The following is an 18,429-nucleotide window of genomic DNA, read 5'->3' as shown; positions in this document are numbered from 1 at the left end:
GGCATCCAACGGGGGTATGCCTGCGACATTAAAGAGTTATGGCGCACCCTGCCCCGTACAGCAACGGCACGATTGAGGCATACACTTTTTTGCCAACGTTTTCACAAACCTTTCACAGATGACCCCCTATGGTGGACCCAGCTCCTAATGAACATCCTTTTAGCCCGCGCGCCCCACGCGGGCTTTTCTTTGCCTGGGGTTTATCGCAGGCAAAAAAACAGGCTAGCCATTGTTCATGACTTGCCTGCGGCGCTAATGATTTAACGCGGGCCTGGGCCACCGCCCTGACCATGTCCGCCACCGTGACCACCGCCGCCACCACCCGGCGGCATGAATATCCAGCAGCCCGACAAGCTCGACAACAGCGCGACGACAACAGCCGCCTTGGTTAGACACTTCAACTTCATGAGATCACTCTCTTACTTGACGAGATTAACTTCTCGTTTGATAGGACAGTGCAAGAGGAAGTGCGTCACGGCTATCGTGTAACCTGATGGTAGGGTTTGTATGCGTGACGGTACAACGTGGCGTCACGTCATGAGTAACAACCGACTTCCGTCTGGCCACTGTGTTGCTTAACATGGCGCACGCCTTTTCCTATTGTGTTACTCATTCTCTTCGCCGCCCTCTTGCACGCAAGCTGGAATGCGCTGTTGCGCGCAGTAAGCCGTCAAACGCATGTCGTTTCGTCGCATCGTCAAAGGCGGCAGTGTGATCAACGTATCCTCGGGCGCCGCCCGCCTCGGCAGCCCGAATGAGTATGTGGACTACGCAGCGTCAAAAGGCGCCCTGGAGACGTTCACCATCGGGCTGGCTGTCCAAGGAAGTCGCGCGCGAAGGCATACACATCAACTGCGTACGCCCGGGGCACATCTACACAGAAATGCACGCCTGCGGCGGAGAACCTGGCCGCGTCGATCGCGTGAAGGACAGCATCCCGATGGGCCGTGGAGGAGAGCCCGAAGAGGTGGCGCGGGCCGTGCTGTGGTTGGCCGGTGCAGAGGCGTCGTTTATTACTTGGACGTTTCTGGATGTGACTGGGGCAAGTGACCTCTTTACACATGCTTGGTGTGGAAGACACATTGCCTCGTCGAGCACACGAACTTGGCATAAATCGGGATGAACGCCATGGGTTTTGAACTGAAGCAGCTGGAGGGCTGAGTGGACGACTTGATACAAGGGCTCGATGGTCCCAGGACTGCCCAGCAGGAATTGTTTTACGACCTGGAAGATGCGGCGGCAGTTATTGGCTGGTCGGTGGTTGAGTTGACCGCTATGGCGGCCAGCGGCAGGACGCCGGATGAGGCCGTGACGCTGATGAAAATATGCGCACTGCTGGCCGCGCAACAGGAAAAAATTGGCGCCTATTCGAATGAGGCCAAAGACAAGAGGATCGTCAGGACTGACGATAGCCCGATGCAGTTGTGACCATAGGCAGCGGGAGGACTGTCGAGGTTTCGCTATCCAACCACAGAAACATCGCTCAACTTTTTAGCCCTCTTCTCATTTTGCAGGTGCCATCGCCCATGGGCTACTTGACCTCTTCTCAATAGCCTTTAAAGAGGTCGCTATGTTCGACAGCAGCTGTTACTCCGTATTACAACCGATAACCCGCTTCCTGCAAAAAGCCTGTGTCGTCGCCCTGCTGATCGTTCCAATGGCCGCTTTCGCCATCGTGGGCGGCGCGGATGCGCAGGATGGGCGCTATCCGTTTAGTAAGCGCCCGGCGAAGTCACCTACCAATCCCCTGCAATAAGGGCGATGTTCTCCACTTAAAAATACGTGGACACCATTGCCCTAATCATCAGGATCGCCATGCGCCAAAGAACCTCTTACCCCAAACCCCTTAAAGCCCAGATCGTCCAGGAATGCCTGCAACCCGGCGTGTCGCTAGCCAGCGTAGCCCAGCGCCACGGCATCAACGCCAACTTGGTTCGAAAGTGGTTACCTGTTTATCGTGATTGCCAGGCGCTGGCGTTGCCCGCTTTCGTTCCGATCAAACTACCATCCCTACCACTGCCCGATCAGCAAATGTTCGTCACCATCGAGGTGCCTTTCGGCCAGCAGAACCTCACCGTGAAGTGGCCATCTACAGACCCTGTGGGGTGTGCCCGTTTTATCCGTGAGCTTGCTCAATGATCCGCATCGACGCCATTTGGCTCGCTACTGAGCCCATGGATATGCGCGCCGGTACCGAGACTGCTTTGGCCAGAGTCATTACGGTATTTGGTGCGGCGAAGCCGCACTGCGCTTATTTGTTTGCCAATCGACGGGCCAACCGGATGAAAGTGCTGGTACACGACGGGATTGGGGTTTGGTTAGCAGCTCGGCGGTTGAATCAAGGCAAATTTCACTGGCCAGGCACTCGACAAGGTAGCGAGCTGGAACTGGATACTGAACAACTTCAAGCCTTGGTGCTTGGTCTGCCGTGGCAGCGCGTTGGGGCTGGCGGTGCAATCACGATCCTTTAAAAAGTGTAATTAGCGTCTGAGCCTGCTGCCGTAGGCGGTCTGCTTTGGTAAAATCCACGGCATGACTTCCTTGCCCAACCTTGACCAAATGACCCCCGACCAACTGCGCGCGCTCGCTGCGCAGTTGATGTCGAAGGTCGACACCATGGGCAGAAAGATCCATCGCGATCAAACCATCATCGAACAGCTGACTCACGAGATCGCGATCCTCAAGCGGCACAGGTTTGCCAAGCGCAGCGAGCAGATCAGCCCTGAGCAAGGCAGCTTGCTCGACGATCTGCTTAACACTGATCTTGAGGCTATCGACGCTGAGCTGACGGCACTCCAGCCGGCTCCGGCTCCAAAAGAGGTGCGCCAAAAACCAAAGCGCGCACCGCTGCCGCAGCAGTTTCCACGTACCGTCATTCATCACGAACCAGAAAACACCCAGTGCACTTGCGGTTGCCAGCTCCAGCGCATCGGCGAAGACGTCAGCGAGAAGCTCGATTACACGCCGGGCGTGTTCACCGTCGAGCAACACGTACGTGGGAAATGGGCCTGCCGCCGGTGTGAAACGCTGATCCAGGCACCGGTACCGGCCCAAGTGATCGACAAGGGCATCCCGACCGCAGGTCTGCTGGCTCATGTGATGGTGGCGAAGTTCGCTGATCATTTGCCGCTGTATCGGCAGGAGAAAATGTTCGGCCGCGCCGGTTTGGCGATACCGCGCTCCACACTGGCTCAATGGGTTGGGCAAACCGGTGTACAGCTTCAGCCGCTGGTTGATGCCTTGCGAGAAGCCGTTCTGGCGCAGCAAGTTGTCCACGCCGATGAGACGCCGGTGCAAATGCTTGCGCCCGGACAGAAGAAAACGCACCGAGCTTATGTATGGGCTTACTGCACCACACCGTTTTCAGCGCTAAAGGCTGTGGTCTATGACTTCAGTCCGAGCCGCGCCGGTGAGCATGCGCGAAACTTCCTCGGCTCATGGAACGGCAAGCTGGTGTGCGATGACTTTGCTGGCTACAAAGCCGGATTCGAGAAGGGCATGACCGAAATTGGCTGCATGGCCCACGCTCGCCGTAAGTTTTTCGATCTGCACGCAGCGAATAAAAGCCAGTTGGCAGAACAAGCACTGCACTCGATTGGTGGCTTGTACGAAGTTGAGCGCCAAGCGCGAGACATGAGTGACGAGGATCGCTGGCGAATACGACAAGAAAAAGCAGCACCATTGGCCAAAGCACTGCACGAATGGATGTTGACCCAGCGCGATCTTGTGCCCAACGGATCAGCGACGGCGAAAGCCTTTGATTACAGTCTTAAACGCTGGATAGCGCTGACGCGCTATCTGGAGGATGGGGCTGTGCCCATAGACAATAATTCGGTCGAGAATCAGATCCGGCCGTGGGCACTGGGGCGTTCCAACTGGTTGTTTGCAGGGTCGCTTCGCAGTGGGAAACGCGCGGCGGCGATCATGAGTCTGATTCAGTCTGCACGTATGAATGGGCATGATCCGTATGCATATCTCAAGGATGTGCTGACGCGGTTGCCGACGCAGCGGGCGAGTGAAATCGATCAGTTGCTGCCGCATACGTGGCAATCGGATTAATCGCGCAAGACTCATACATTGGGTTGGCCAGGAAGGCGTGCGGGTGTAGAGAGAAACCAGGCAATAGCCGGACGACGCCAGCGAGGCCGGCGTCATGACTTCAGGAGTTAAAGCCTCGTGCGTGGAAGTCTCAGGAAGATTCTTCAGGTATATCCTTGGCGCTGCCTATTATTTTGCCGAGGCCTACCGCGGCGGTCTCCACAACTGCATTCAGCCTCTCTTCCTCCCAACCCTCCTTCGCCGCAGCCGACAGGCCAAGCATGGTCACGGAGACATAGTCTACGACGTGGCTAGCAGCGGAGATGCCAGATGCTTCGAGAAACGCCATCACTTTTGCACGATTCTCGTCTGCGATTTGCTTAGCAGCTATTCCCGACTCAGTGGCTCCGGCCTTCGCATGCTCCAGAATAAAACAACCTCGGCGGTTCGGATGAGCGGCGTATGCATGTGCCGCAGCCCTAAGCATGTCCCTAAGTACAGTCTGCGGTGATTTGTCTGGGATCAAAAAGGTGTCGAGTGGCACAACAGTCGCGGAGTAATGCCTCAAAGCATCGTTGAAAAACGCACCCTTGCTGCCGAAGGCCGTATAGAAGCTCGGCGGCGTGATCCCAATCGCTTCGGTCAGCGATGCGACGCTGACATTCTCATAGCCATGCTCGTGGAACAGATGCAGCCCGACCTGGATGGCGTCCTCAAGGACAAATTGACGCGGTCGCCCGCGGGATCTCTTATTTACGTTAATGACCATTACAGAAACCGTTTACTTTGGGGTTTGTGAATACTATAGTGACTACTAACGTAAATATCCACGTCGTCAGGTGGCGCTCTACACGGCAGCCCGTACGCCAATCGCAAGGAAAATCATGCAGCCCTCCCCATCACAGAGTCTGTCCGATGAGGCTCCTACCACGATCTCCGGACTACCCATCGCGGCACTGGCTGGCCTAGCGGCCGCTGGCTTTCTATGCATCGTCACCGAGACATTACCCGCCGGTTTGTTGCCCAGCATCGCCTCTGGACTTCAGATCACTGAGGCTATTGCGGGGCAGCTTGTCGCTGTTTACGCACTTGGATCGCTGTTGGCTGCAATCCCACTCACGAGTCTCACGCAAGGCTTGCGCCGCAGGCCTGTCCTGCTTGCAACGATCATCTGCTTTGTTATCGGCAACACGTTGACCGCGATGGCTGAGTCAATCGGTGTCGTGCTGATCGCACGGTTCATAGCAGGATGTGCGGCAGGTTTAGCGTGGGGAATACTTGCAGGCTACGCACGTAGCATCGTACGTCCCGAACAGACAGGGGCGGCAATGGCGGTCGCGATGGTGGGTGTGCCCCTGGCGCTGTCGCTGGGTGTGCCGTTGGGGACGTTCCTGGGAAGCCTGGTGGGGTGGCGCGGATCGTTTCTGATTCTATCGGCACTTGCTGTCATGTTGATCGGTTGGATCATCGTGAAAGTCCCCGATGCTCCTGGCCGAACAGGCAACAACCGTCCCTCGCTCACTGGCGTCATCAGAACGAAGGGCGTCATACCGATCCTGCTTGTCATCCTGGCCTGGATGACTGCCCACAACATTCTCTACACCTACATCGCGCCGTTCTCAACAGCGTCGCAGTCGCGGGTCGATCTAGTCCTGCTGGCGTTCGGAATCAGTTCGCTTGTTGGCATATGGGTAGTCGGGCGTTGGGTTGACCGGATGCTCCGTCTGATGGTGCTTGCAGCGATCGGCTCATTCGCTTTAACCGCTGCGTTCTTGAGTATCGCTGGAGAACACAGTATCGCGGTCTATCTGGGCGCCGTTGTCTGGGGACTGGGTTTTGGTGGAGCGGGCGCCATGATGCAGACTGCATCAGCTGATGCCGCCGGCGATGGCGTGGACTTGGCCCAGGCAATGGTAACCACTGCGTGGAACATGGCGATCGCGGCTGGCGGAGCTGTTGGCGGAGCGCTCCTCACTCAAGGTGGTACGTCCACGCTGCCGCCCACTGTGGCCATCCTCGCATTCCTCGCTTTTGTAATAGCACTAGCAGCACGGCGCTACGCATTTCCTCCCGGTAGTCGCGCTCAACAAAATCGCTGATTGCCCAATCATTTATCGTCCCACCAGGTGAAAAACATGAAGCTCCATGCAATTGCACTAGCCGTTGCTGCGCTCGCTATGGGTGCAACTCAGGCCCACGCAACACAGATCAATCCTGCGCTGCCTCCAGCTGTCAGCGCCACACAGGCGGAGTTTCCGATACCCGAAGGTTTTACCAGCGCCTACGAAACTGTTGACGGTGTGAAGCTGCATTTCGTAAGTGGCGGCAAAGGCCCCCTAGTGCTGCTTGTCCACGGCTTCGGCCAGACATGGTATGAGTGGAATAACCTCATGCCGCAACTCGCGGAACGCTATACGGTCGTAGCAGTCGATCTACCAGGTCTTGGCCTGTCAGCGCCGCCGCAGACTACCTTCACTGGCGTGGATATCTCTGAGTATCTCCACAAGCTAGCCAAGCGGATTAGTGCGAACAAGCCCTTCTATCTCGTCGCCCACGACATTGGTATCTGGAATAGCTATCCAATGGTGGCCCGCCATCCAGAAGATATTGTGAAGGCCGCTTTCATCGAAGCGACAATTCCTGACGACACGCTCTATTCGCTGCCAGCCTTTGTCGCGACCGGAGAAGCACCGGGATGGCACCACAGTTTCTTCGCAGCCTCAGGTCAGTTGGCTGACGCAATGGTCAAAGGAAACGAGCGGTTGTTCCTGACGCATTTCATTCGTCACCATGCCGGTAACCAAGCGGTGTTCACTGATGAACTGGTAGACCGTTACGTGCGGTCATACTCTAAGCCCCAGACCTTCCACCACGCGTTTGAATACTATCGCGCGCTGCCACAATCGATCGCGCAGAACGAGAAGTTGGTAGCGACCAAATTAACACTGCCTGTCCTCGCGGTTGGCGGTGGTGGTAATGGCGGATTCGGGGCCCAGCAGCCCGAAAACATCCGCCGCTACGCCACCAACGTTGAATCGCACGTTTTGCCAGGTTGCGGCCACTGGGTTCCAGAGGAGTGTGCATCAGCGCTCAACCCATTGATCTCTTCCTTCCTGGCTCGGCCCTGAGAGAAGATGTCGCAGTTTCCGGTAGTGTAAAAGGGATGGATCGTGTCGGCACGCTTCCGGACACCGCGGCAACCTGATTTCTGCGCGCAGACTCTGACGTGGCTGTCGTTTATGACACTGTAAGCGATGGCCGATCTCAGAGATTATCTGGGGATCTAGCTGCGACGACGGCGGTTGAAATGATTCCATGAATCGAGGTTGACGCTCACGCCCCCGCACGGGTGTCGTGAACCAAACCACCACTTCGCCGCTGTCTTGACCCTTCCGGCTTCCAGTCTCGCGCCTGCATGCTCCGCTTGCCACAATCACCTTACGTACGAGGCGGCGATGAGCAACCCTAGGCTTACGGAGGTCACTGAGGGGAAAATGGTGTGGTCAAGGTGTATCTACCGGACGCTTACTCCGTTTATGGCTTCGCTCCAATTCAAAGCGGCAGGCACGACGTCGCTGGAGCGTCACGGTTATGGCGCGGCCTTGGTAGCACCTCGATGGGTACTGACCGCGGCCCATTGCCTGGTGAACACGCAACCGGCTGACGTCGAGGTGATCCTCGGGCGCACCCAGTTGAGCAATACACTGCAGGGGCATACCGTCGGCGTACAACAAATCGCCCTTCACCCTGAATTCCTGCGCTCGCTGACCCTTGATGTCGCGCTACTCAAACTCGATCGCGACATCACCGACATCCAGGCCATCACGCTGGTAACACGCGAAGAAGGGCTTGAAGATCGCATCAAGCGCCCCACCGCCCTCGGCTGGGGAAACACGGCGCGCAACCCAGCCCCCGACGCACAGCCGGACCATCTGCAGCGCGCACACTTGCCCAGAATGACGGACGCACTGTGCACATCACTCGCGCCAAACGTGAACCTGCAAAACACTTTCTGTGTGGGGGCTGATGGCTTGATACCGGACAGCGGCGACTCCGGTGGCCCTGTATTCACCAAACATCCCAAAAGAGGATTTGCAACTCGGCGTCGTCAGTCAAAGCGTCTTGATTGCACGCTTGTCCCACCCGAAGATCGCTGACTTTATTCGCGAAACAATGAGTGAATCGCCATGACTGGATGATTTTTGGCGGATGTGTAGGTGTGGGGGCACTACGGTTACACGGGCCTGTAGACTGCGACACACTTCCGATATCTGCACCCAAAATCCTGCATTTGCGACAACACAAACAAATACGGATGAATTTTCATCGAATAAAACGGGAACCCTCATGGGAATTAAAGTCACGATGCTAAAGGGCCTTTGCTTCCTGACCATGAGTGCCATAGCGCTCGACTCGCTCGCTGCGACGTCGGAACAGCGCTTTCTATGTTCGACGCAAGAAACACTATTATTCGGATGCAACTCCGGCCCAAAGATGATTTCGGTGTGCGCATCGCCAGGCTTCTCAGCGACAACAGGCCACGTGCAATATCGATTTGGTACGCCCGGCAAAATTGAATTGAGCTACCCCCAGAAGCTGAGTCCACCAAACGGTCATTTCTGGCTCAGCTCTACGGGCTACTCAGGTGGCGCCGAGGCACATCTGCGCTTCACCAATCATGGCGTAACCTACGCCGTTTTCGACCGCACGGTGCGCACAAACTCTACCCCAGGAGAACCTAACGACACCGAATTCAGCGAGGGCATCGTCGTGCGTCTGCCGGGTAAAAAAGCGACAAGTCGACTATGCACCTATTCCGAAGGCGGCATTCGCGAGCAGGCCTACACAACCATCGAGCGTGAAGACTTCGACGATAGCCTTGTTCCGTAAAGGATCACGGTTGCGCGCACGATCCCAAATCACAGATCGAGTAGGAGGCGGATTTACATCCGCCGTCCTCTCACGCCTTACGGCACGGATCGCGTAATACTCAGCAAGTGCCGGGCGGAATGCCGTTTTTGTTGAAGTCCTTCAGGCGCTCGCGCTCTTCCTCGGTGGAGTGCGCTGGAGTTTGTTGTTCAGGTTCTTTCTTCTTTTCTTCAGTCATTGCTATGTCCTCTGGATGGTGCTATTTCGGCACCTGGAGGAATCAGCAGTTCAAATCAATCCGCCCACCGCCCGGAAATGACCCGGACTCCCCGTGAAACGGATTGACTTGAGTGCCCCACGACCGGCTGCCCAGCCTCAACCTCGCCGAGGTCCGCGATGCCCGCCGACCTGCGTCCGTGCAGACACTAGTCTGAACTGATCTCAATAGCCTCTGGAAAGATCAGCTTTCCATACCAACCGTGCCCGGCTGTAACAGCAGATATCGGAGCAAGTAACTACAATCCCGCTACGGGCCTGCCGGTGATCGGCGATTCAATCTAGGGAATTAGCTGCGACTCAAACCGAACAACAATTTCTGACTCTCCGTTACAAGCGAAACCAACGCACTTCCTGTTTAAGTCCTATCGCCAACTGATTCAAATCATTGCTGGTGCGCAGAAGATCTTGCACAGACAGATTGTTCTGCTCAGCCACGTGCGGCTCGATGTATTTTTCCTCCACCATCCACGCCAGCATCGGCGAGGTAATGGCGTAGATCGCTCGGGTCGAGACACTGATCAATCCGCTAGTCCCTCTCATGCTCTTCCAGCCGGCATGAATGTCCCGCAAGTGGGGCGGTCAACGCCATCGCTCGCCATTTGCATAACCCCCTCGCCGCACGTTGGGCAAACCTGCCCCGCCATCGCGCATGGAGATCCGATAATGAACTCGCCCCCCATAACCGGGACCCATTTCTCGCAGCAACGAGGCTCGCGATGAAACGGCAACAGCCCCTAGCGAAAAGCCTGCCCACAATTAGCACGCCCTAGCGCTCTCCCATACAAAATACCTGTACAGAAATAGCGCTACGCATTTTTACAGCGCTCTCAGGATTCTATCGGCCCAAAGATGGCCTTGGGCTGTATCGCCGCCAAACAGTAGTCAGCCCGATAGCCAGGCCTCTATTTCTCGCGCCTGCCAGCAACCGAAGGTTACCGACCGTTCATCTGGATTGCATGATGTCATGACGACATCACGCCGATATGGTTGTACAAGACTTGTACAAACATAAAAACTTGTACAAGACTAAACCAGCCAGGAAATGACGCCGCTACTCGTTGCTGTCGAACAAAAGAATACCTGCGCAGGATGCGGACCAAGGGCGAATACATACCCTTGCAGGTGACCCCAATTGCCCCTCCCATTACGCAGGTTCATCATGCCATCGCAGACTCCGCGACTCTCTACACGGACCAGTCTCTATGCCGGCTATGCCAGCCTGCTAGCGTTTATGTTGCTGATCGCCGCTATCTCGCTGTACGCCCTGGCTAACAGCAATAAGGACTTTTTCCTCTACATTAATGGCGTTGATGCACGCACCCGCCTGGCCAACACACTGAACGACGCCGCCGCCCAGCGCGCGATTGCCCTGCGTAACATCGCCTTGAACAGCAATATCACCGCGAGAGGACAGCAGCGGGGTGCTATTGCCGCCAACGAACAAATGGTGGCCAGCAGCCTCGCCGCGCTACGCCAGGCAATTGATAACCATGATGATGTGTCGCCCAAAGAACGTGAACTGTTTTCAACCTTCGAGCAAGTCGAGAGCCGCTACAAACCGGTAGCGCACACCATTGCCGAACACCTGTTCAAGGGTGAAAACGATGAGGCCCTGCGCATGGTCAGCGAGCAGTGCACACCCTTACTGGCCGAGCTGACCCAGGCAATTGGCGAATACCTGCGCTACACCAACCAGAAGGCAGACCTGCAGGTCAGCGAAAATGACGCACACTATCTGTCACAACGCGACCTTCTGCTCGCCATTACTGCGCTGGCCGTCTTACTAGCAGCGGTACTGGGCTACGTCATCAGCCGCAACCTGCTGCGCGCGCTGGGTGCCGAACCGAGTGAACTCAACCAGCTCGCCCAACGGGTTGCCAAGGGCGATTTGCGCGCTAGCGAGCGCACGATTGAGCCACCACAAGCCAGCATCATGGCCGCCCTGCTGAGTATGCAGGAGAACCTGCGGGACATGGCCAAGGGGATAAACCTGTCCTCACAGACCGTAGCCGAATCCAGCCAGGAGCTTAGCCAATCGAGCCTGAGAAACGCCGAAAGCGTGGCCATGGCACAGTGCGAGGTCGAGCAGATCGTCACCGCCGTTCACCAAATGGCCGCCACCGTGCAGGATGTCGCGCGCAACGCCGAATCCGCTGCCAGTGCCGCCAGCGAGGCCGATAGCGCGGCCCTCTACAGCCAGCAGAAGGCCAAAGATGCTGTCAACATGATCGGCGAGCTGGCCGAGACAATCGAACAGTCCAACATGGCCATGGGCCGGCTGAAGAATGAAACCGGCAATATCGGCGGCGTGCTTGAAGTGATCAAGTCGGTGGCCGACCAGACCAACCTGTTGGCCCTCAATGCGGCCATCGAAGCTGCTCGTGCTGGCGAGGCCGGACGCGGCTTCGCGGTGGTAGCCGACGAGGTGCGCAGCCTGGCACAGCGTACCCAGAAGGCCACCTCAGAGATTGAAGGGCTGATCGCCAGTCTGCAGAAAATTGCCGACGAGACCTCGCAGCATATGCAACGCTGCAAGAGCTCCAGTGCGCAGTCGGTGTCCGGCGTTTCCGAGGCCGGTGACGCGGTAAGCACGATCGTAACCATGATCGAGCGGATCAACGGCATGAACCACCAAATCGCCGCTGCCGCCGAACAGCAGAGTACCGTTGCCGAGCAGATCAGCCGGGGCATCGTGACCGTCAGCGAAAGCGCCGAGCAATCCGCTGCAGCCTTCCGCAGCGCTCAGCAGGAAAGCGAAGGACTGGCACGCACCAGCGTCACATTGCGAGAGAACATCTCGCGCTTTCAGCTCTAGGGTCTGTTGCCGTTTCATCGCGAGCCGCGTTGCTGCGAGAAATGCCCCCCAGTTAGACGCAGGACGCAGGTAATGGTCAGAGTCCTGCCACAACATCGGGGGCCATTTCCCTAGCAACCCTAGGGTCTGACCCCATTTTTGCAATACCTGCCATTTTTGAGCGTCTGCTTTTGGCCGATTCTGTTGAAAAAGTCGGTTTCCCAAAACGCTCGAATATTGATGGTTGAAAACACCCCTGGTGCACGCTGCTACGTCAAATTCGAGCCCTGAACCTTCTGCCCATATTTCAGATTTCAATCTCAGGCGCTTACTTTTCTGCCGTGGAATTCGAAGCCGACTTTTTCAACAGAATCGGCCATTAGTAGCCGCTCAGGCTCCGTAGTATCGATCACAATCCCACGTCCAATCGGGAGAGGCATAACGATAACGGCGTCTTAAATTTCCCGAAAAAAGGTAGGGATGCGGAAGCGATCCGAAAAATTGCGGAAGTGATGACCAAACCGCAGACAATAAAAAACCCCGTAGACGTTAATCTACAGGGCTTCTAAGAGTGGAGGCCGAGGTCGGAATCGAACCGGCGTAGGCGGATTTGCAATCCGTACGTGAAACGCAAGCGGGCTGCGGCTTATAGCCTTATTCATTTCCGAAACCCCGAATAATTTTATGCCCTGGAGACCGCGTAGAATGCGGTTCTTCCTTTTTGTTTCGGAACGGTTTTTACCCCTCCTTCGGCGTTCTGCCGACTCAAATCAAATACCCTATTTCATTGCCTGCTACGCTGTTCAATCTAAGGAGGAACAGCTATGCCCAACTCAGACCTACTCCCTTCCCTGCTCTCAAAACTGTACGAAAACCAGCTCGCCCTTGAGGCTTCCATCATGGAGCTATCGAACTGGGTTGAGCAGCGTGGCTCCGCTGATGTGGCTGAGAACGTGCGCGGCGCTCTGCACACCATCGACGAGAACGAAGAGTTCATCAAGCTGACCCTGGCCGTCATCACGGCGCCTGACTGATCGTCGGGTAAACCTGCAGTTCGTCGCCTCAAGCGTTCCGCTTAATCAAATCTCGAATACTGCATACACATACAGCATTCGGAATACCTCCCATGAACATCGATGAAGACACCTGCGGGTGGCTTGGCATCCCCTCGCCTCTCGAAATGCATAAACAGCACGCCCGCCTCCTGGAGAACGAGATTCAGGAACTGAACCTGCAACTGCGCAAAGCGAGGGAGGACATTCACGGATTGGTGCAGATGCTGGCTGAGGCCGAGGCGGTCAAGACGCAGTTCCGGGGATACCTCGCCGAGAGAAGTACTGAAGCCGCCGCCATGCGCAAACAGATCAACGACCTGACGACCTCATCAAGAGCTGACAAGAAACGCGCTGATCAGCTGAAAGAGCTGCTCGATGGCCTCATCACTCGACCAAAAACCATCGTCTAAGCTCAGGTTTCAGATTGAGGGCCCGGCCATGTGTGGAAGACTTTCCCAGTACAGCGGCATTCATGACTTCGTTGCAGCGCTGAGCATGCCCAATGCACTGGCGAACTCCGCCGGTGAATTGCCGCTCGAGCGCTACAACGTCGCCCCGACGACCCAAGTCGCCCTGCTCCACCTGCAGGGCGACCTGCTGCGCGCCGATCTGGTGCGCTGGGGATGGCGGCCGCACTGGGCCAAGGATCGCGCCGCGCCGATCAATGCGCGCGTTGAAAAGGTGGCCCACGGCCCGTTCTTCAGGGCGATCTGGCCGCACCGAGCCATCACCCCCATAGACAGCTGGTTTGAATGGGTCGATGAAGGCGGACCAAAGAAACAGCCATACCTGATCCGGCGGAGAGACGGAGAACCGATATTCTGTGCAGCCATTGGGCACCTGCCCGATGCTGATGATGGGCCTGGGGAGAATGACGGCTTCGTAATCATCACCGCCGATAGCGCCGGCGGCATGGTGGACATTCACGACCGGAGGCCAGTGGTGCTGACGCCGGACCTAGCCCGGGAATGGTTGGACCCAGCCACGCCCAAGGAGCGAGCCGAGCAGATGGTGCTGCACCAGGGGGAACCTTCTGAGGTGTTCGAGTGGTTCAAGGTCGATACGGCTGTGGGCAACGTGAGAAATAAAGGGCCTGAGCTCATTGAGCCAGTCATCGCTCCTAATGCTCGTGAATTAAAGCTTTAGCCTGATGGTTCGATATCATCAAAAAGTATTACATCTCATATTCTACCCTTAATTTTTCGAACCTTATTGACAACAAACCCAATGAAAATAAAGTACGGCAAAAAAGTTATACCAAGCACCGAATACTCATACCAGATATTCCAGCACAAACCATACTTTTCGCAGACACCCAAATTCTGCTCTGAAATATAAAACAATATCAATGGCAGTATTATACCCAAAAGCATAAGGCCTGCTACTGAAAATAATGCGACCATAGCATATCGCTTAAGTGGAAGCCTTTTATTCCAAACGTCACACTTAACAAGAGAGGTTTGCAGCCTTGGAACTAGAGCGCGATATGCATTAATGAGATCGACGAACCCGTTCAACGTATTGGAATATTCAACATTTAGCATCCCATAGCGACCTTCATAACTCTCAGCTCGTCTCGGAACTTCTCCTCTCTGAAGTGACTCCATGGCTGCATCCGCTCCCACCTTGGAGTAATTAACCCTACATTCATCACATTGACGGGCTAAAGCCAACAAAAAACTTTTATTATTATTTATAAAAACGGACATTGTATCTAGTACGTACATAATACCGCTGCAATGCGGGCCATCACCTGGCAGTAATTTAAAAAACCCCTCATTACTGCGCAAATCACCAAAACGATATTTTAATAAAAGGTTGCTTAGTGCGCTAAAAAAATCAAATAAATTTTTGATATTGTCTAAACTACCATTATCTCGCAGCAATTTGTGTCGCATACTCCAGATAGCCTTCCAGTCAGGCTCTCCCCCCTCCTGAAAATAGTTGTTGGAAATGTTAATCCTGTCAATATATTGAGTAAGCTTTATAAGCTCTTGTAAATCCAGCTCCCGCTGCTCTTCTGCCTCGTAATTCCGCTCAGTTGAAAGTAGAGCGTAGACACCAAACAATGAACCACCGAGACCAATAAAAGTAGCGTGAAGTGCTGGCAAGTCCTTTAAGATCGAATGCTCCATTCCACACTCCTATTTTTATATTTAATAGCCTGTCAAGCCTGCAAGGTTTTGCTAGCTAGCTTAATACTCCTAGGTTAAATATTACAGTGGAGATTGATAATATTTTTATATAGACGTAGACCTGCCTCCTCAGCGATGCAGGTCGATCTACCTACATATTACTTTCGGTTTGCACGTCACCTGGTAATCGTCAACACATAAGCTTGGCACGCACGTAACGCTATCAATCCTTGGTCTCCGTCACCGGTGATGGCGACAATTCGTTGCGCATGCGCTGGGTCAAGTTGGGCTCGACGGGCTGCATGAACCACGCCGGCGGCGCCGGGGGCGGCAGACACGTTGCAGCTACTGGCTGGATCCTCGGCAAGAAGGACTGACAGCCGCAAATCAGAAGTGGCAAGGCGATCGCGCAGGCGAGCCTGGTTGCGCTGGGCATCGGATAATTCCTTGGTGTGTTGTTGGTCTTGGATGGCGAGCTTCTGCTCGGTGGCCAAGCGCTTGTCTTGCTCTGTGCGGGCTTGGGCCTCGGCGGCATTGCTGATCGCTGTCAGGTCCGCTTGGTGCAAGCCGGCCTGCACGGCCAGACGCTCGCCCATGCGCCAGTCCTGAATCTTCCAGGCACCGCCAAAGCCGATGGCGAGCGCCAGCAGGATCGCGGCCAGGATCTGACCGGGCGTCATGCCAGCACCTTCAATGCCTTGTCGTACAGCGCCTGGCGGTGATCCTGGCCGGTGAGCCCACCATTGATGCGCCGGGTGATCTTCACGAACTGCCCCTGGTCCGCCAGCGTGTTTAACCCACGGGTAGACCAGAACCAGGCCGCTGACATCGCGGCGTGCTGCGGCTGCTCCAGCAGTGCGGGTTGATTGACCAGGTCCAAGCCGAGCGCTTCACCGCACGCCGCATAGTTCGCCCGGCCGGTGATCTGGATCATGCCCCGTCCACGGTACTTTGAGCCGTCACCCGGCACAGTGTTGCCCAGATCAGCGCGACCCTCGTACCCGGCCTGCTGCGCCGTGGGTCCCCATATCTCGCGCACCCACCTCAACTGTCCAGACTCGTGTCCGACCTGGGCGATGAATGCGGCAGCCCGAAGCGAGCCGACAATGCCGTAACGGTTCATGGCCGTGTTCAGGGCAGGAACAAAAACGCCGGCTTGGCGGCCGGCGTTCGGGAGAATCCGCAGCAACTGCTGCTCGGTAATGGGCATGCTTTTCTCCAGGCAAAAAAGCCCGCTCGTGGCGGGCAGATGCATATGTGATGTTAAATCAGGTCGCCGGACACGCCCTGTGGATCAGCCAAAATTACCGGCACTGCGGGCTCAATGGGCCACACAGGCGCGGAATACCAGGTCTGCTGGCTCGTTACTTTTCCAAGAGCGAACTTGTAGGCCTTCCATGCCTTGAGGTTGATCAGTAGCGCGCTCTGCTCTGCTTCGTCCTCTTCGGTCGCTTCGCCGATGTCGATTCCGAAGTTGATCGTGTCGATTCGGGCCTGGATGCGGGATATCTGCCCAAGTGCTTTCGTGTTCTTGGTTGATAACTCAGCTTTGGCCGCAGCCAGTTGGGCCGCATGTGTGGCGGCGTCCTTCATTGCCCTGGTTATGAGTTGGAACCAGTCGATATTCATTGCTCTTCCTCGGGTGGAGCTTCCGTTGCGCGCTGCGGCAAAGGGCCTGGAAAAACAACAGGTCCGTCGGGCACGTTCTCCAGCGGTACCGGGAACGCCTGTTCAGGGCTGTAGTTCCAAGGCATCGGGAACAACAATGTCAGGATGAGCTCACCGTCTTTTTTCTCAGCATCGCCGTCGAACCACTTAGATTGGATTGCCGCGCGCGGCAGCGTGTCGCCATCGCCCATTGCGGAAAAATCAAAGGTTTCACCGTTCACGATCAATGCGTCACCGGCCCTGACGACGGTGAGCGTATCGCTCCGTTGTTGCGGAGAAAGATTTATAACCATTAGAACCACCTCCCAATTGCAACTAACTTTTCAGAAACCGTGGTAGCTGCGGGGCTTGTGTAGTCGATAACAAAAAAGTTACATGCGGAGACGGTGGTGTTCGCATCGGCGTTCAAGCCATTGACTCGGCCAGCCCCTCGCGCCCCGCCAGTCACCACTGGGGGCGCCGCGAAAAACACGGGAAACGTCCAATTGCCGTAGTAGTACCAAATGCTCCCGTAAATAGTGAAGTCACCAATCACAAGTCCGTATGACCTCGATCTGGTACATATCATCAACCCACAAGCAAACTTCCAAGCTTCACCGTTAGCGCTTGAGACGTATTCCATCAAAGCCCCTGTCGGGGCCCCGCCGGACTGGGACACAGCACCGATAATTGGAGCGATCGCCGAATTACTCAGCCCGAGGCCGTTGCGCGCGAGAGCTTGGGTGCTGCCGCCGGTGCCGCCCTTGTTCAATGGCAGTACGTTCTCTACAGCTACGGCCCCCAAACCAAGCGAATCGCGAGCAGTAATTTGATTGGTGCCGCCGGTTCCTCCTTTGCCCAATGGCAAAATGTCATAGTTGCCAGTGGTCCCAAGCGCTGCGAGTTTGGCGCCGAATTGATTTACCAGGGCGTTGAAAGCGTCAGAAAGCAGCTTGTCGTAGCCCTGCACAGGCATGATGGCGTAGGCCGCTCCGCTGACTGTCGGCCCCTTATATGCAGGCAGGATGGAGATCACCGTAGCGCTGGCTACGTTTGCAACCTCGTAGGTTGCGCCATCTGGGCCGACGAAGGAGTCGCCATTTCTGGAAGAAGCAGCGAAATCCACGTTGGTCCCGGTCACTGTCGTGCTTCCGTTCTGGACAGCGACTGTCCCGGTTCTTTGCCAAACCATAGTTTTCTCCAAACAATAAAATACCGCTCAAGGCGGCTATATATGGATCACAAGACTTTAGGAAACTGGCTTAGCCCAAACGACTGGCGTATATAGTGTTGTTTGAATATCAACCCCAACTACTTGCATGACCATTCTATTATTTTCATATTGCCAGACAGCATACTGGTTACCTTGCCTAGACGTACTGCCTGCAACATCCATAGCGATGTTATTAATCAACATGAACTCACCAGTGTTAAGCGGGGTGTAAGCAGTCCAGCTAAGCATGAGCGTCCCTTGGCCTGTCGACGACGAGCCAAGATAACTCCATGACGTAATAGTCTTCGTGAACTGTGCACAAGGATTAGAACTATCAAATAAAAGTGTTGCTGCTCCATCCCACAGCCCCAGCCCGTAAGCTCCAACAGGTGAAGCCTT

Annotated in this window: 23 protein-coding genes and 1 pseudogene; 14 read left to right on the top strand and 10 right to left on the bottom strand. The window is 55.6% G+C overall.

The window, feature by feature from the left end:
- Positions 1-260: 260 nt before the first annotated feature.
- Complete coding sequence (locus AACY36_RS08360) at positions 261-407, bottom strand: hypothetical protein (RefSeq protein WP_339416160.1); 147 nt, start codon at positions 405-407, stop codon at positions 261-263.
- Positions 408-666: 259 nt separating this feature from the next.
- On the opposite strand from AACY36_RS08360, the pseudogene AACY36_RS08355 reads away from it, so the two are divergent.
- The 6 genes and pseudogenes from AACY36_RS08355 to tnpC all read left to right on the top strand — a co-directional run.
- Positions 667-1,042 (top strand): annotated as a pseudogene (locus AACY36_RS08355) (SDR family oxidoreductase); the annotation flags it as partial.
- Between the two features lie 119 nt (positions 1,043-1,161).
- Positions 1,162-1,428 carry a hypothetical protein gene (locus AACY36_RS08350; RefSeq protein WP_339416158.1) on the top strand — a complete coding sequence of 89 codons (267 nt, stop codon included), beginning with the start codon at positions 1,162-1,164 and terminating at the stop codon, positions 1,426-1,428.
- A 142-nt stretch (positions 1,429-1,570) separates the two neighbouring features.
- The gene (locus tag AACY36_RS08345; protein WP_339416156.1) at positions 1,571-1,756 is read left to right on the top strand and encodes a hypothetical protein; all 186 of its coding nucleotides are present in this window, start codon (positions 1,571-1,573) and stop codon (positions 1,754-1,756) included.
- 59 nt (positions 1,757-1,815) lie between these two features.
- A complete protein-coding gene (gene tnpA / locus AACY36_RS08340) occupies positions 1,816-2,139 on the top strand; it encodes an IS66-like element accessory protein TnpA (protein ID WP_339427545.1) in 324 nt (107 codons plus the stop codon).
- The gene (tnpB, locus tag AACY36_RS08335; RefSeq protein WP_157831304.1) at positions 2,136-2,471 is read left to right on the top strand and encodes an IS66 family insertion sequence element accessory protein TnpB; all 336 of its coding nucleotides are present in this window, start codon (positions 2,136-2,138) and stop codon (positions 2,469-2,471) included. Before tnpA ends, tnpB begins: the two co-directional genes overlap by 4 nt.
- A gap of 61 nt (positions 2,472-2,532) precedes the next feature.
- On the top strand, positions 2,533-4,059 hold the full coding sequence (tnpC, locus tag AACY36_RS08330) for an IS66 family transposase (RefSeq protein WP_339427546.1): 1,527 nt from the start codon (positions 2,533-2,535) through the stop codon (positions 4,057-4,059).
- 130 nt (positions 4,060-4,189) lie between these two features.
- On the opposite strand, the gene AACY36_RS08325 is transcribed toward tnpC, so the two are convergent.
- Complete coding sequence (locus AACY36_RS08325) at positions 4,190-4,807, bottom strand: TetR/AcrR family transcriptional regulator (protein ID WP_310190979.1); 618 nt, start codon at positions 4,805-4,807, stop codon at positions 4,190-4,192.
- Positions 4,808-4,922: 115 nt separating this feature from the next.
- Here AACY36_RS08325 and AACY36_RS08320 point away from each other — a divergent pair, with 115 nt between their 5' ends.
- The 4 genes from AACY36_RS08320 (at position 4,923) to AACY36_RS08305 (ending at position 8,928) form a co-directional block, all read left to right on the top strand.
- A complete protein-coding gene (locus AACY36_RS08320; protein ID WP_339496960.1) occupies positions 4,923-6,137 on the top strand; it encodes an MFS transporter in 1,215 nt (404 codons plus the stop codon).
- A 36-nt stretch (positions 6,138-6,173) separates the two neighbouring features.
- Positions 6,174-7,166 carry an alpha/beta fold hydrolase gene (locus tag AACY36_RS08315; RefSeq protein WP_339496959.1) on the top strand — a complete coding sequence of 331 codons (993 nt, stop codon included), beginning with the start codon at positions 6,174-6,176 and terminating at the stop codon, positions 7,164-7,166.
- A 327-nt stretch (positions 7,167-7,493) separates the two neighbouring features.
- Positions 7,494-8,195: a S1 family peptidase gene (locus AACY36_RS08310; RefSeq protein ID WP_339416145.1), complete on the top strand. Its 702-nt coding sequence runs from the start codon at positions 7,494-7,496 to the stop codon at positions 8,193-8,195.
- Positions 8,196-8,385: 190 nt separating this feature from the next.
- Entirely contained in the window at positions 8,386-8,928 is a 543-nt protein-coding gene (locus AACY36_RS08305) for a hypothetical protein (RefSeq protein ID WP_339416144.1), read from the top strand.
- A 585-nt stretch (positions 8,929-9,513) separates the two neighbouring features.
- Here AACY36_RS08305 and AACY36_RS08300 read toward each other — a convergent pair.
- Complete coding sequence (locus tag AACY36_RS08300; protein WP_339416143.1) at positions 9,514-9,726, bottom strand: hypothetical protein; 213 nt, start codon at positions 9,724-9,726, stop codon at positions 9,514-9,516.
- Positions 9,727-10,345: 619 nt separating this feature from the next.
- Between AACY36_RS08300 and AACY36_RS08295 the strand changes: the two genes are divergently transcribed.
- The 4 genes from AACY36_RS08295 (at position 10,346) to AACY36_RS08280 (ending at position 14,181) form a co-directional block, all read left to right on the top strand.
- Complete coding sequence (locus AACY36_RS08295) at positions 10,346-12,001, top strand: methyl-accepting chemotaxis protein (protein ID WP_339416142.1); 1,656 nt, start codon at positions 10,346-10,348, stop codon at positions 11,999-12,001.
- 803 nt (positions 12,002-12,804) lie between these two features.
- A complete protein-coding gene (locus AACY36_RS08290) occupies positions 12,805-13,014 on the top strand; it encodes a hypothetical protein (protein ID WP_339496957.1) in 210 nt (69 codons plus the stop codon).
- A gap of 92 nt (positions 13,015-13,106) precedes the next feature.
- Positions 13,107-13,445 (top strand): hypothetical protein, encoded by a 339-nt coding sequence (locus AACY36_RS08285; RefSeq protein WP_339496956.1) that lies wholly within the window; start codon positions 13,107-13,109, stop codon positions 13,443-13,445.
- Positions 13,446-13,473: 28 nt separating this feature from the next.
- Positions 13,474-14,181: an SOS response-associated peptidase gene (locus AACY36_RS08280; RefSeq protein ID WP_339496996.1), complete on the top strand. Its 708-nt coding sequence runs from the start codon at positions 13,474-13,476 to the stop codon at positions 14,179-14,181.
- 35 nt (positions 14,182-14,216) lie between these two features.
- Here AACY36_RS08280 and AACY36_RS08275 read toward each other — a convergent pair whose 3' ends face one another.
- The 7 genes from AACY36_RS08275 to AACY36_RS08245 form a co-directional block, all read right to left on the bottom strand.
- Positions 14,217-15,170 (bottom strand): hypothetical protein, encoded by a 954-nt coding sequence (locus AACY36_RS08275; RefSeq protein ID WP_339496954.1) that lies wholly within the window; start codon positions 15,168-15,170, stop codon positions 14,217-14,219.
- 176 nt (positions 15,171-15,346) lie between these two features.
- A complete protein-coding gene (locus AACY36_RS08270; protein WP_339496952.1) occupies positions 15,347-15,850 on the bottom strand; it encodes a lysis system i-spanin subunit Rz in 504 nt (167 codons plus the stop codon).
- Complete coding sequence (locus AACY36_RS08265) at positions 15,847-16,380, bottom strand: glycoside hydrolase family 19 protein (protein WP_339496950.1); 534 nt, start codon at positions 16,378-16,380, stop codon at positions 15,847-15,849. The genes AACY36_RS08270 and AACY36_RS08265 overlap by 4 nt, the downstream gene beginning before the upstream one ends.
- A gap of 53 nt (positions 16,381-16,433) precedes the next feature.
- The gene (locus AACY36_RS08260) at positions 16,434-16,799 is read right to left on the bottom strand and encodes a phage tail protein (protein ID WP_339496949.1); all 366 of its coding nucleotides are present in this window, start codon (positions 16,797-16,799) and stop codon (positions 16,434-16,436) included.
- Positions 16,796-17,131, bottom strand: coding sequence for a hypothetical protein (locus AACY36_RS08255; protein ID WP_339496948.1), 336 nt, complete (start codon positions 17,129-17,131; stop codon positions 16,796-16,798). Before AACY36_RS08255 ends, AACY36_RS08260 begins: the two co-directional genes overlap by 4 nt.
- The gene (locus tag AACY36_RS08250; protein WP_339496946.1) at positions 17,131-17,958 is read right to left on the bottom strand and encodes a hypothetical protein; all 828 of its coding nucleotides are present in this window, start codon (positions 17,956-17,958) and stop codon (positions 17,131-17,133) included. The genes AACY36_RS08255 and AACY36_RS08250 overlap by 1 nt, the downstream gene beginning before the upstream one ends.
- Positions 17,959-18,066: 108 nt before the next feature.
- Positions 18,067-18,234 carry a hypothetical protein gene (locus tag AACY36_RS08245; RefSeq protein WP_339496944.1) on the bottom strand — a complete coding sequence of 56 codons (168 nt, stop codon included), beginning with the start codon at positions 18,232-18,234 and terminating at the stop codon, positions 18,067-18,069.
- Positions 18,235-18,429 lie beyond the last annotated feature (195 nt).

This window comes from Pseudomonas sp. EA_15y_Pfl1_P101, from assembly GCF_963970835.1.
GTDB classification, from domain to species: domain Bacteria; phylum Pseudomonadota; class Gammaproteobacteria; order Pseudomonadales; family Pseudomonadaceae; genus Aquipseudomonas; species Aquipseudomonas tritici.
Note: the sequence above shows the minus strand (reverse complement) of the source record. Positions and strands in the feature narration are given on the sequence as shown.